We start from the raw sequence: 13,044 nt of genomic DNA, 5'->3' as shown, positions 1-13,044 counted from the left end.
GCTTCACTCGTTCGTTTCAATACGTGATCCTGGCGTGGCGGCACGGCTCGTGGCTACGGGGGCGTCAGTGCCTGAGGAGCCCAGCCGTGCTGGCGCAGGGAGTCCTGAACATGCCGGATGAGGTACTCCAGATCCGCGCAGTAGACCGAGGGGTTTCGGTAGCCGCGGTCAGTGCTGAAGCGGTGCGGTAGATAGCCCCCACCGCACACCTCCACCAGAGGACAGCTCTGGCACTGATCGGCGAGCGCGGCCTTCCCGTTTTGCCGGTGCATGAGCTTCGGATGGTGAAGGACTTCATCGAAGGACTGGCTGAAGACTTCGCGTCCCAGCCAGGAGGCGCCTTCCTCGACGGACCGCAGGGTGTCCACGCCCTCGATTGTGCCGTCCGACTCGATCACGATGCTCGTCGGCGGGGCCAGGCCGAGGGACTCCACCGAGCTGTGCACCCCGGAGCTCAGCGCCACGATGTCCTCCAGCATCCGCACACTGTGCCGCTGCTCCGGCCGGGCGAGCCAAGCGTCATAGACGCGGCTCATCCACAACCCGTACTCGGGCACACTCGGGTCGTCGCGATGCGGCGGCTCGTCGTGCGTCCCGTGCGGCAGGCCGAAGTCGATCACAGGCGGCTCGAACGACGCCAGGTAGTCGTGGACCTCGACTGGGTCGTTGGCCAGGTCGACGACGGCGAGCAGCCCTGCGAACAGGTGCGGCCGGGACCGCAGGAGTTCGATGCCTCGTACGGCCGAGGCGGCACTCGATCGCGAGGCGTGCGTCAGCCGGTGCCGGTCATTCGCGGTCGGCGGTCCGTCGAGACTGACGCCCACGACGACCTCGTACCGCTCGAAGAGGTCCAGCCACGGCTGGGTGAGGAGCGTCCCGTTGGTCTGAAGCTCGAAACGGACCGCCACACCGGCCGGAACACCCTCCCGTACGGCGCCGAGCAGGTCTGCCATCTGCCGGGGGCCGGCGAGCAACGGCTCACCGCCGTGCAGTACGACGTGCACGCTCCGCAGGCTGTGCACCGCTGCGTGCTCACCGATTCTCAGCCCGGCCGCCCGGGCCACGTCCGTACTCATCCGGGCAGGCAAATGCCGCCACGCCTGGTCTGCGGAGTTGAAGACGTAGCAGTAGTCGCAGTCGATGTTGCAGCGATTGGCAACCTTGAGGATGAACGACCGAAAGGGGGCAACGTCCGCGCGCGGTGTCATCGGGCGGAACGGCTCAAAGAGGCCAGGTCCAGATCAGCGAAGCGTGGTGACCACCCTCGCCGGCGTGGTTCGACGCCGTCTGCTCGGCCGCCAGCCGCTGCCGTACGCGGACGGCGACACGATCCAGGACGGCCGAACCGTTGATGGACTCCGCGACGACGGGCGCCGGAGCATGCGGTGCGGGAACGGGCGTACGTGACGGCATTCGACGCTCCTCGGGGCTGTGCAACGGCGATTGAGGTGGCAGACCAGCCCGCAAGGTAGCAGCGCCGCTACCCTCGGCGACATATCGAATCCGGCCACGTGCCCCGCTACTCGGCCTGCGACGCAATGATCCGCTCGACGACCTCTGCCGCCCCGCCGATGCCCAACCGTCGGTACACATCGCGCGCTTCACGCAGCGCCCCTTCGCCCCGCGCCCGTTCGCCGGCCGTCCAGTCGCAACGGCCAATCCCCTCCAAAGCCCGTGCCTCCTCAAGCGGGCAGCGGATGTCGCGGGCCAGTCCCAGCGCCTGCTCGAAGAGTCCGCGGGCGGCAGCCCAGTCACCGGAGGAGTGCAGCAGCGTCCCCCAGTGGTTCAGGACCTCCGCCTCACCGCACCGGTCGCCGAGGTCTCGGAGGATGTCCAGACTCCGCCGGAACGACTCGACGGCACCGTCCCGCTCGCCAGCGACCCCGCGCGCCGCACCCAGCTCACCCAGAGCGGCGGCTTCGCCACCACGGCTGCCGAGATCGCGGTACGAGCCCAGGGCGTCATCCAACAGCCGGATCGCCTCCGTGACGTTCCCGTCCATGCGGTCCAGTACCCCGAGGTAGCGAACGCTGTTCGTGCGGCCGAACCGTTCACCAAGCTCGGTGAAGTACTCCAGCGCCCGGGTGTGAGCCTCCCGCGCTCTGGTGGGATCGCCAGTCAGGCGCCGTACGACTCCGAGCTCGTTGAGGGCGTACGCCTGGTGGACCCGGTCGTCGAGCTCCTGGTAGATGTCGAATGCCTCACGGTGACGCTGGGCAGCCAGCTGATACTCGCCCAGGAGACAGTGCACGACGCCAAGGTCCCGCAGTGAGTTGGCCTCCCCGTACCGGTCGCCCAGCTCCCGGTAGATCGACAACGCTTCGGTCTGTGCCGTCACCGCTGTGTCGAACCGGCTGGTCTGCCGGCGCACCATGCCGAGGTCCGCGAGCGCGTTGGCCTGGCCGAGACGGTCGCCGATCTCCCGATAGAGCGCGAGGGCCTCGGTCTGCGCCCGGGCAGAGGCGTCGTTGTCCGCGGTCATGTACCAGACGATGCCCACCTGGTTCAGAGCGTCAGCCTTGCCTCGCTTCTCGCCGACCGCCTCGTACTCCGTCACCGCCTCGTTCAGTGCCTCGATGGCCTCGGGGTAGGCCGCCATGAAGCGCCGGACGACTCCGAGCTCGGCCAGCGCGTTGGCCAGCGCCCGCCGGTCGCCGGTGTGCCGGGCGGCCTCGGCAGCGGTGCGGTGGAGGCCAACGGCTTGGTCCCAGGGCCCGGCCTGCCGCAGGAAGGGCGCCATCGCCGCAGCCATGTGAATCACCAACTCGTGCAGCGCTAGATCGTTCGCCCTTCGGATGCAGGCCAGGACGTTGGCCCGCTCGTCCTCCAGCCAGCCGAGAGCCGCCGTACGTGAATCGATGGGAGGGGTCTCGAATTGGGCGGCTTCATCCGGAGGATTCGGAGTGGAGGCGCCGCTCCGGGCAATGTGTCTGTTCGCGCCAGCGAGGGCGGCCAGGTAGTAGGAGCACACGCGCTGAACGGCATGAACAGGGGCCATGCTGCCTCCCTCGTCGGCGAGACCGCGGGCATAGTCGCGTAGGAGATCGTGAAGCCGGAACCGGCTCCCCGGGTGTTCCTCGATCAGATGGGCGTCGTAGAGCGTGTCGAGTCCCTCGCGTGCTGCCGCCACCGAGACCGAGCCGAGCGCGGCCCCGGAGAAGGCATCGAGCTCGGTTCCAGGGTAGAGGCCGAGACACCGGAAGAAGTGCTGCCGCTCAGGTGTGAGGTCCTGGTAGGACAGACTGAACGTCGCGGCGACTGCGCGCTCCCCAGCTCGGAGCTCTCCCAGCCGGTCCCCGGCGGTGACCAGACGCGCACGGAGATCCTCGGCGCTCCACGACGGGCGATGGCGCAGCCGCGCGGCGAGCAACGACACCCCGAGTGGCAGGTACCCGCACAGCTCCACCAACTGCTCGAGGACGGACCGATCGAGCGACTCCGGCGACCGCCCGCTGAGGCGTACGAACAGGTCGACCGCATGCTCCGCCGGCAACGCCTCCACTGGCAGGACCACCTCCTCGTACGCAGCCAGCCGCTTCCGGCTCGTCACCAGCACTAGACAGTCGCTCCCGCCGGGGAGCAGGGGCTCCAGCTGGCGATAGCTGGACGCGTTGTCGAGGATGAGTAGTGCCTTCTTGTTCGCGAGCTGGCTCCGCCACATGGCCGCCCTCGCCTCGGTGACCGCACCCAGGTCGTCGCCGACAGGAATCCGCTGCGCCGGCACTCCGGTCGCCGCCAGCAACGATGCGAGCGCTTCGGTGGCCTGTACGGGGGGCCTTCCCGTCGTGTGCCCGTTCAGATTCACGAAGAGCTGGCCGTCCGGGAACCGCTCCGACAGCACATGTCCTGCATGTACGGCGAACGTCGTCTTCCCGACCCCTGGCATTCCGTCGATCACATGCACAGGCAGCGCCTCGCCGCTCTCCTGCGAGTTCCGTACGGACCGCACCAGCGCCTCGAGCTCGGCGGATCGGTCGGTGAACGCGGTGGTGTCGCGCGGCAGGGACCGCAACACGAGGGCAGCACCCGGAGGCACCGCCCCTTCCTCTGGCTGGGGCGTCGGCGCAGCGCGGCGTTCCGGCGCCCCCGACTCCGACAGTGCGGCAAGCAGCACCGCCAGCCCGACCATGGCCCCGCCGAGCAAAGCGAACGAGAACCAGCCATGCCGCTGCAACCACCCCAGCCACCCGGGCCACTCCGACTCGGACACGGCGTTGGTGACGAGCCCCACGAGCATGGTCGTAACGGCTCCGCCGGCGGCCACGACGGCGACGGAAATCCCCCGCCGGAGCCTCATGCGTGGGTCGTCTTGACGGAGCAGGGATTGGTCCGTTCGGGCTGGCCGCCTGTGGCGCGGCACAGCTTTCCAGCTGTAGCTCTGGTCACGAACGCAACCCCCGAATCCGACGCCCTATCGCGCATAAGCGGACCAGCTCTCACGGACCCTGGTCAAGGTCAGCTCCCCGCCACACACCGGCTCGTATCAGCCAACCTGTGCGTGGCTTCTAAGTCGGGCGCGCCGACGCCCCTTTCACGGAGCCGGCCAGATGACCAGGTGAACGTGCTGCTGATCGCCAGCGGAGAGTGATCCTCGGCAATGGGTGTGTAGTCAGCCCTGGTAGCGTCGCCGAACGCATGATCACGGGCAGCTCTGAGGGGCCACGGGGGCGAAGAGGGAGAGCGGCATGCGTGTGGCCAGGTCGGTGGGCGGGGTCGTGTTGGCGGCAGTCCTGGTGGCGGGTTGTAGCGGCGGCAGCGGTGACAGTCGAGCCCAAGACAAGAACGGGATTCCTCAGTCGGGCCATAAGGCGAAGCCGCTTGCGGAGCTGAAGGTGCCGTCGGCCTACGACCCGGGCAAGGGCTGGGATGCAACCTTGAACTGGGTTCCAGGCGTGGTGCGGACGATTCCCGTGACTGCCGCACCGCGCTCGGGTGTGATTGCCATGATGCACGCCGCCTCCAACGGGTACACCGTCGAGGCGCTTGCCGCCGACACCGGTGAGGTCCGCTGGATCTCAGGGCCTTGGAACCCTCCCACGCCGATCAAGGGTGCGGAGGGCGATGCGGAATCCGGTCAGGCGGGGGAGATCCCGGACGTGATGGCGGTCGAGCAGGACGGGCGCGAGTACGTGCTCGCCTACGCGCACGGAATGCGGGGCAAGGATTCTCTCCACGAGGGGGCTGAGGTGGTGCGGCTCGCCGTGTATGCCGCCGATGCCTCGGGCACCTCGGTCAAGCCGCTGCGGGAGATCGACGTCCCCGTTTCGGCGGACCCCGGTGAAGTGCGTGTGGGATTGACGGGTGGGCGAATCCTCGTCGCCTGGGGCGATAGTGACGCCTTTCCCCGTTCGGCTGCAGCGGTGGACGTGGCGACCGACAAGGTCGACGCGTACGAGAAGCCGAACGGCATGCTTTCTCAGTGCGCGACGACGGTGGCCTGCGCCAGCAGCCGCGTGATGGCGGCCACAGCAGATGGCCCGCTGGTAGGCATGGGTACCGGAGGCTTCGGCATTCCGGGCCGCTGGTTCAGTGACGCCGTACGCCCGAGTGGCATCGAAGCGAAGACGGGCATTGTCGGCTCGTGGAATGGAGATGTGTACGGCGTCGCCGGTGGCCACATCCTCGCGGGCTGGTCGACAGGCGGCACGTTCGGCGCTCCGAACGCCCCGCTGTGGTCGGTGCACGATGTGCGAACGGGCCAGCTCCAGGCCAGCATGACCTGTGCGTACAAAGTCCCGGGCTCCAACAAGGCTCGCGACTACCCCCTGATCACTTCGCCGGACCGCCGCTACCTGGCAGCCGGGCCTGTTGTCTTCGATCTAAAGCTCGGCAAGGGGATCTGCCTGGAAGGTGACGGGGACCGCAAGACGATCGTGCTCGCCTCGATCCGCGACGACGGCACGGCCTACGGGGCGGTCCAGAACAAGTCGGCGGCTGGCGGCGCGGAAGCGGTCGTAGCGGAGCTGAACCTGACGACCAGCACGGGTGAGCCGAAAGTTCTCGGTCTAGGTGTGGAGGTTCCGTACCTCACCAGCGTGAACGGGTCAGGCTTGTTCCTTGACCGCGATGACGACATGAGTGTGTGGGTATCGCTGCGGCGTGAACGCTGAGCTCATCCTTGGCTGAGGCGGATGGCTGACGAGGACGGGCGAAGCCCGCGGTCGGTGAACCTCGCGGTGTCACGCGGCGGCAGAGGCGGGACGACCAAGGCGTCCCTGAAGTTCGGTCCCGCCCTCCGGCTGACGTGTCGGCGCCGAGGTGCAGCAGCAACCTATTGCTGCTGGAACCACCGGTTGCCCCCCGGACTGGCCCCTCACCGCACGCCGTCACGCCACCATTCGGCGATGCGGCTGTCCATCCAGTAGAGCATCTCAGCCTTCCCTGTCGTGCCGTCGGAAACGCCCTGGCTGTTCTCGATGGGCCATCGCCTTTCTTTGAACAGCTGGGTGGAGATACGGCTGAGGGCCGCGTGTTCGTTGCTCTGCTGGCGTTCCTGGAGTCCGGAGCGCTGGAGGATCTCCGTGAAGGTGATCTTCTCGGCGGGCCGTTCGGCGGTGGCCTCGAAGAGGGCTCGGACGCCTGGAAGGTGGTTCACCCTGTCCCACAGCAGGGTGACCTGCGCTTTCGTCCACAGTCCTTGGCGCCCGAGGTCAACGACGTCCGTTCCGTCGATGCCGGCGAGCAGGCCGTTCAACTTGGCCTGTAGCGATTCGACGTCAGCAAGCGCGGCGACGACCGCCGCGCGCATGGTCGGGTGGTCCATGACCGAGCCTCCAGCTTCGACTTCGTAGACGAATCTGTACATGATGATGGTATGGATTCGTCTACGAAGCCGCAATGCCCTGGGGGGTTACCCCGAGGCCACGCACTAAGGACAAGGAAGACCGGTACGCGTGGGCCTGTCGCCTCGTACCGGTCCTCCTGGCTCCCGCCATGGGTCAGCTGTCCGGAGTGCCGTTCGTGGACCACTCGTTGGCGAAGTACTCCATCTGCTTCAGGACCAGCTCGATGGCCTCGGGCGCCTGGTCCGGCGGGTAGTTGCGGCGGGCCAGGAGGCGCTTGATAGAGCTTCGGAGGCGGGCTCGGACCGGAGGGCGGGAGAGCCAGTCCGGGGCGAGCTTGCTGCGGACCTCCACGACCAGCTCGCGGGCGATGCCGGCCAGTACTTCGTCACCCATCACTGAGAGGGCGGTCCCGTGGTCGGCGACCGCGTCGTAGAAGGCGAGCTCACGCCAGTCCAGCGGCGGCTCGAACTTCTCGCCGCGCCGGACGTCCTCCATGACGGCCTTGGCCATCTCCACGAGACCGGCGATGTACTCCGCTCCCGTGCACTGCTGCCGCATGTACCGGACCATGAGGTCCTGCAACCGCTCGGAGAAGGTCGTGCGCCGGACGATGTTGTGCCGGGTCAACTCGCGCATCTTGCGCTCGATGAGCCGCCGCAGGGCCTCTGCCGCCAGGTGTGGGGTCTCGCTGCTCTGCAGTTTTGTGACGAGCGCGTCGTTGAGGTGCGTCAGGTCGACGGTCTCCAGACCGGCCTCGGCCAGCAGGTCGGTCACCCCGCTGGTCTCGACGACCGAGGACGTCAGCTGCGCGAGGTACAACTCGACGTCACGGGCGACGGGGAGGCCGCGGGCCTCGCGGTTCATTGCGTCGATCTTCGCCATGTAGGCGCGGACCTCGACGAAGAACTGGATATCCCGGCGCCAGGCCGGGTGGTCCGGGAAGCGTTCGCCGATGTCGGCGGAGCTGCCGCAGAGCGCGTAGAAGCGCTCCAAGCAGTGGGCGTGCTCGCGGTAGCGCCGACCGAGCGTCTGTCGTGGGTCGTCGAGCTTCTCCGGGTTGTTGCCGGGGGTGGCCGGGTCCAGGAGGTAACTCGCGGCCCGCCTTGCGGCGTCGATGAACGCTGTCTTGGAGGGGACGTCCAGCCGAGCCCGCCAGTCGAGGCCGCGCAGGATGTCGTTGAGGATCCCGTACTCGTTGCGCAGCTCGTCCAGCGCCCGGCAGAGGTCCTGGCCGAGCGTACGGTCTTCCTGATCCGCATCCGTGTACTCGGCGATCGCCCGCTGGAGGTTCTCGGTGAGCGGCGCGTACCCGACGAGGAGGCCATCCTCCTTGCCCCGGAAGCGGCGGTTGACGCGGGCCAGAGCCTGCATCAGGCCAGCGCCCTTGAGCGGCCGGTCCAGGTACATGGTGTGGACCGGCGGCGCGTCGAAGCCGGTCAGCAGCATGTTGTTGACGATGAGCAGCTGCAGTTCGTCCTCCGGGTCCTTTGCCCGGTTGATGACGGCCTTGCGGCGGCTGTCGCTTAGGGCGTGGGCGAGCAGCCGCTTGTCGTCCTTACGCGTGTTCGACGAGAACACGATCTTCATCGCGCCCTTCTCGAACTCGTTGCTGTGCCAATCGGGCCGCAGCTCGCGCAGGGCGTCGTACACGCCGACGCAGATCTCGCGGGTCGCGCACACGATCATCGCCTTGCCGGTCGCGCCGCCCTTCTCGGAGACGCCAACAAACGGCTGCATCGCCTTACGGCGCGTCTCCCAGTGCTGTACGAGGTCGGCAGCAAGGTCCCGGATGCGGGCGGGCGCGCCGTACATCGCGTTCATTGTGGCGACGGCCTGCTCGACACGGGTGCGCTCGACATCGTCGAGACCGTCGGTGATCCGGTCGGCCTCCTCGTCGATCGACGTCGGGTCGACGTCCCGGTCCATGACGAGCTGGATGACCCGGCTCTCGTGGAAGACCTTCACCGTCGCACCGTCGTCGGCGGCCCGCTTGAGGTCGTACACGTCGATGTAGCCGTTGTAATCGCCCTTTTCGCCGAACACATCGCGAGTGTTGCGGTCGGCCTGGGAGAGCGGGGTGCCGGTGAAGGCGAGGAGCGTGGCGTGCGGGAGCGCGTCGCGCAGGTGACGGGCGTAGCCGTCGAGGTTGTCGTAGTGGCTGCGGTGCGCCTCGTCGACGACGACGATGATGTTCCGTCGGTCAGAGAGGAGAGGGTGGTCCGCGCCGGACTCCTTCTCCTCTTTGGTACGACCGAACTTCTGTAGCGTCGTGAAGAGGATGCCGCCGACTCGCTTCGCCGCCAGCTCCTCGCGCAGTTGGGCGCGGGTGAGGACCTGCTTTGGCCTCTCCGGGAGGATCTCGCTCTCCAGGAACGTGGAGTACAGCTGGTCGTCAAGATCGGTGCGGTCCGTGATGACGACGACGGTCGGGTTCAGCAGCGCAGGGTCCTTCATCACCATGGTGGTGGTGAGGACCATTTCCTCTGACTTGCCGGAGCCCTGCGTGTGCCAGACGACGCCGGCTTTCCCGTCGCTCGCAGCCGCAACTCGCACGGCTTCGGAGGCACGGGTCACCGCGTGGTACTGGTGTGGCTTCGCGATCCGCTTCATCCGCTTCGACGGCACGAAGTTGACGAAGGACTTGATCAGGGAGAGGAACCGGTCCTGGGCGAACAGGCCGTGCAGGGCCAGGTTCTGGCCCGAGTCCCATATGCCCTCGGCGGAGAGCGGGTCGACACGCTCGCCGAGCTCGTCCGTGTTCCAGGGTGCGAAGTGCTCGTACGGCGCGAACGGTGTGCCGTACTTCGCGGTGACGCCGTCCGAGATGAGGACGACCGCGTTGTACCGGAACGCCGTTGGGAACTCCTCGATGTAGCGGGTGACCTGAGAGTGCGCATCCTGGAGGGTGGCGTCCTCGTCGCCGGCGCGCTTGAGCTCCAGCACGGCCAGCGGCAGCCCGTTCACGTACAGCACGACGTCGAAGCGGCGGCGTTTCTCGCCGTCGATGACGGTGACCTGGTTGAGGACGCGGTACACATTCCCGGCCGGATCGTCGAGGTCGACGAGCCGAATGGTGGGGTTGTGCTCGGCCCCGAACGCGTCGGTGTAGGTGACGGACCGGATGCCGGCGGTCAGGTGACCGTGCGCGGTGCGGTTCTCTTCGTACGTGTCCTGCGAGCCGGGCGTCGTGGCGACACCGACCGCATCCCGGACGGCGTCAGGCGGCAAGTCCGGGTTGAGCCGTTCCACCGCCTCCCGGAGGTCCGGGTACAGGATCAGGTCGTCCCATGACTTCCGGTGCCCGGAGCCAGGCGCGAACTCGTTGCCGGGGGCGGGCTCCCAGGCAAGCTCGCCCAGCTCATCAAGGGCGAGGAGCTCCCAGTCTGACTCGTGGGGGCGGTGGTTCTGTCGGTCGCTGTCGGGGGCGTCGGTCATACGTGGTCCTCGACAATCTTCTCGGCGTCACGGACGCGGAGGCGGCCGGACATGAGCTGGGGAAGGAGGATTTCGCGAAGCGCGGCGAGGGACTTCGCCTCTGCCAGAGCCTGACCCCCTTGTCCCTCCAATGCGTCGAGGGCGGGCCGAAGTCGTCGCTGGCGCGTCCCGCTAGGCAGAGTGATCTCTAGACCACCGAGCTGACTGCGCCGAAGCTCTGTCTGCCCGGTGGTCCCCTCACCCATTGCCTCGATTTCGGGCTGAGCGCGGAGCATGGCAAAGCCGGCACACACCGGGTCGACTTCTCTCTCATCGAAGCGCACGATCGTAACGTGCGAGTCGACGGTCGCACGGACGTCGGATGTCCATCGTGCGACTCGTCCGAGGGTGCCGACGCCGGTGGAATTGACCAGAACATCGTCGCGCTGCAGGAGCTTCGGAGTCTTTACGTTCTCGCGCACAGTGAGGCGTGCAGGGGCGAGACTCACACGGCCGTCACGGATACACTTTTGGTTGAGGATGACGAGGGCGTTCGGATCCTCTGAATATTTGGGGGCGATCCCTCGGGTAAGCAACCTGGATACCGAATCGATGTCAACTTTGACGGGATCGTCCTCCAGGACAGCCTGAGCGAAGAGGGCAAGTCCGAGTTGCCTGGTCGTGGCCATGACGCGTTCGTTGATGGCAATCTTGTCGTCCAGTGCCCCGAGCGCCGCACCGATTCGGCGTTGCTCCTTAAGAGGTGGAACCGGAGGGACCTTCAGATCGCGGACCTGTGCGACGCGCAGGTGTGCCACTGTGGACCCTGATGCCTGAGCATGCAAAAGGTCCTGCACCGTAGAACTCAAAAGGAAGTACTGAAGAAAACGTGAATCCGTGCGTTGCGTTTCCGGGCGCAGGAGCATGGTCCTCTGTCCGAGGCAGACGAGCATTCCTTCCTCGATGCGGCCGACCCGCCCCACTGGGGCCTCGCGGGTGAGGACGATGTCATTTTCTTGCGGAACCGCGCGAGCTGTCCAGATGTCAAAGGTTTCCTGACTAACCGGCTTGGCTTCGGAGAGTCGAATGCGCCCGTTGATGATATGTGGCGTTCCGATGGCAAATCCTACGGGCTGTTCTCCGGGATTAGCCTCAGGTGGCGTCCGGTTCTTGCAGTCCACGATGAGTTCGCAAAGGTCCGACAACGTCAGGTCAGTCATCCGATGCCCTCCAGCTGTTCCCGCACCGTCTTCTCCAACTCTGCCGACTTCGCGAACAGCCCGAACAGCTCCTCCGACAGGAGGGCGATCTGTGCCGCCACCGTCTCTACGTCCTCTTCCGCCGCCGCGACGGCGCCCACGTACGTGCCCGGCGTCAGGGCGTACTGGTGAGCGCGCACCCTCTCCAGCTCCGCCGAGGCGCAGAAGCCCAGCTCGTCCTCGTACGTCAGCCCTTCGGCGCGCGCTGACTCCGTCCCCCGCCACGCGTGGTAGGCACCGGCGATCTTCGCGATGTCGTCGTCTGTCAGCACGCGCTCCGTGCGGTCGACCATCTCGCCCAACTTGCGGGCGTCGATGAACAGGATCTGCCCGCGTCGGTCGACCAGGCCCTTCGGCCCCTGGGGGGACTTGTCCTTGGCCAGGAACCACAGGCACGCCGGGATCTGCACGGTACGGAACAGCTGGGGCGGCAGGGCGACCATGCAGGCCACCAGGTCCGCCTCCACCATCGACTGGCGGATCTCGCCCTCACCGCTCTGCTGCGAGGCCATCGAACCGTTCGCCAACACGATGCCAGCCGTGCCGCGCTCACCCAGTTTCGAGACCATGTGCTGGAGCCACGCGTAGTTGGCGTTGCCCTTTGGAGGAACGCCGTACTTCCATCGACTGTCGTTCTCGTCTCGCTCCCAATCCTTGATGTTGAACGGCGGGTTGGCCATCACGAAGTCGGCCTTGAGATCAGGGTGTTTGTCGTCGGCGAAGGTGTCGCCCCACCGTGTGGCAAGGTTGCCGTCGATACCGTGGATGGCGAGGTTCATCTTGGCCAGGCGCCAGGTGCGTTCGTTGCGCTCCTGGCCGTAAACGGAGAGATCGGCCTTATGACCCTTGCCGCGGTGGGCATCGATGAACTTGGCCGCCTGGACGAACATGCCGCCCGAGCCGCACGCCGGGTCGTAGACCCGCCCGTGGTAGGGCTCCAGGATCTCCACGATGAGCCTGACCACGGACTGTGGCGTGTAGAACTCGCCGGCGTTCTTTCCTTCGGCACGCGCGAAATTGGAGAGGAAGTACTCGTACACCTCGCCAAGGACGTCCTGCGCTGGCTTCTCCTCGGTCGCGCCGAAGCGGGCGTCGCTGATGAGGTCGACAAGCCCGGCCAGACGCTTCTGGTCGACGTTGTCGCGGTTGAAGATCTTCGGGAGGACGCCGGTCAGGGCGGCGTTCTCCCGCATGACCGCATCCATCGCCTCGTCGAGGAGCTTGCCCACACCCTGGCTCTTGGCGTTGGCCGCGATCCAGGACCAGCGGGCGGTCTCCGGTACCCAGAAGACGTGGGCGCCGGTGTACTCGTCGCGGTCCTCCAAGAAGTTGCCGATCTGCTCCTCGGAGATGCCGTCCTTGGCGAGCTCCTTGGCCAGTTCGTTGCGGCGCTCCTCAAAGGCGTCGGAGACGTACTTCAGGAAGATCAGGCCGAGGACGAACTCCTTGTACTGCGCGGCGTCGATGGAGCCGCGCAGCTTGTCGGCGGCCTTCCACAGGATCGCCTGGATCTCCTTAGGGGTGGAGGCGCTGAACAGCTCCTCCTGCTCGGTGGGCTTCTTCTTGCGCGGGGGCATAAGGCGGGC

At 66.9% G+C, this 13,044-nt stretch carries 8 protein-coding genes; 1 reads left to right on the top strand and 7 read right to left on the bottom strand.

All coding sequences use genetic code 11. From position 1 onward, the window contains the following. Nucleotides 1-53 precede the first annotated feature (53 nt). The 3 genes from ACZ4VT_RS12510 to haaT form a co-directional block, all read right to left on the bottom strand. Nucleotides 54-1,208, bottom strand: a complete 1,155-nt coding sequence (locus tag ACZ4VT_RS12510) for an FxsB family cyclophane-forming radical SAM/SPASM peptide maturase (protein WP_467948930.1) — start codon at nt 1,206-1,208, stop codon at nt 54-56. A gap of 13 nt (nt 1,209-1,221) precedes the next feature. Beyond that, entirely contained in the window at nt 1,222-1,413 is a 192-nt protein-coding gene (gene haaA, locus ACZ4VT_RS12505) for a HaaA family cyclophane-containing RiPP peptide (protein ID WP_383923002.1), read from the bottom strand. Between the two features lie 106 nt (nt 1,414-1,519). After that, nucleotides 1,520-4,297, bottom strand: a complete 2,778-nt coding sequence (haaT, locus tag ACZ4VT_RS12500) for a cyclophane-containing RiPP biosynthesis TPR protein HaaT (RefSeq protein ID WP_467948928.1) — start codon at nt 4,295-4,297, stop codon at nt 1,520-1,522. 388 nt (nt 4,298-4,685) lie between these two features. Between haaT and ACZ4VT_RS12495 the strand changes: the two genes are divergently transcribed. Then, complete coding sequence (locus ACZ4VT_RS12495) at nt 4,686-6,110, top strand: hypothetical protein (RefSeq protein ID WP_467948926.1); 1,425 nt, start codon at nt 4,686-4,688, stop codon at nt 6,108-6,110. Between the two features lie 203 nt (nt 6,111-6,313). Here ACZ4VT_RS12495 and ACZ4VT_RS12490 read toward each other — a convergent pair whose 3' ends face one another. The 4 genes from ACZ4VT_RS12490 to ACZ4VT_RS12475 form a co-directional block, all read right to left on the bottom strand. Then, nucleotides 6,314-6,805, bottom strand: a complete 492-nt coding sequence (locus ACZ4VT_RS12490) for a hypothetical protein (protein WP_467948925.1) — start codon at nt 6,803-6,805, stop codon at nt 6,314-6,316. Between the two features lie 133 nt (nt 6,806-6,938). Next, complete coding sequence (locus ACZ4VT_RS12485; protein ID WP_467948924.1) at nt 6,939-10,220, bottom strand: type I restriction endonuclease subunit R; 3,282 nt, start codon at nt 10,218-10,220, stop codon at nt 6,939-6,941. Further along, nucleotides 10,217-11,419: a restriction endonuclease subunit S gene (locus ACZ4VT_RS12480; protein WP_351585166.1), complete on the bottom strand. Its 1,203-nt coding sequence runs from the start codon at nt 11,417-11,419 to the stop codon at nt 10,217-10,219. The genes ACZ4VT_RS12485 and ACZ4VT_RS12480 overlap by 4 nt, the downstream gene beginning before the upstream one ends. After that, entirely contained in the window at nt 11,416-13,035 is a 1,620-nt protein-coding gene (locus ACZ4VT_RS12475; RefSeq protein ID WP_467948922.1) for a class I SAM-dependent DNA methyltransferase, read from the bottom strand. The genes ACZ4VT_RS12480 and ACZ4VT_RS12475 overlap by 4 nt, the downstream gene beginning before the upstream one ends. Nucleotides 13,036-13,044: the final 9 nt, after the last annotated feature.

This window comes from Streptomyces sp. NPDC029164 (assembly GCF_055563995.1).
This window is presented reverse-complemented; position numbering and strand designations above follow the sequence as displayed.

What these genes read in the sequence shown, in the direction of transcription:
- ACZ4VT_RS12510 (WP_467948930.1), bottom strand. Translation starts at nt 1,208, where the DNA reads ATGACACCGCGCGCGGACGTTGCCCCCTTTCGGTCGTTCATCCTCAAG.
- haaA (WP_383923002.1), bottom strand. Translation starts at nt 1,413, where the DNA reads ATGCCGTCACGTACGCCCGTTCCCGCACCGCATGCTCCGGCGCCCGTC.
- haaT (WP_467948928.1), bottom strand. Translation starts at nt 4,297, where the DNA reads ATGAGGCTCCGGCGGGGGATTTCCGTCGCCGTCGTGGCCGCCGGCGGA.
- ACZ4VT_RS12495 (WP_467948926.1), top strand. Translation starts at nt 4,686, where the DNA reads ATGCGTGTGGCCAGGTCGGTGGGCGGGGTCGTGTTGGCGGCAGTCCTG.
- ACZ4VT_RS12490 (WP_467948925.1), bottom strand. Translation starts at nt 6,805, where the DNA reads ATGTACAGATTCGTCTACGAAGTCGAAGCTGGAGGCTCGGTCATGGAC.
- ACZ4VT_RS12485 (WP_467948924.1), bottom strand. Translation starts at nt 10,220, where the DNA reads ATGACCGACGCCCCCGACAGCGACCGACAGAACCACCGCCCCCACGAG.
- ACZ4VT_RS12480 (WP_351585166.1), bottom strand. Translation starts at nt 11,419, where the DNA reads ATGACTGACCTGACGTTGTCGGACCTTTGCGAACTCATCGTGGACTGC.
- ACZ4VT_RS12475 (WP_467948922.1), bottom strand. Translation starts at nt 13,035, where the DNA reads ATGCCCCCGCGCAAGAAGAAGCCCACCGAGCAGGAGGAGCTGTTCAGC.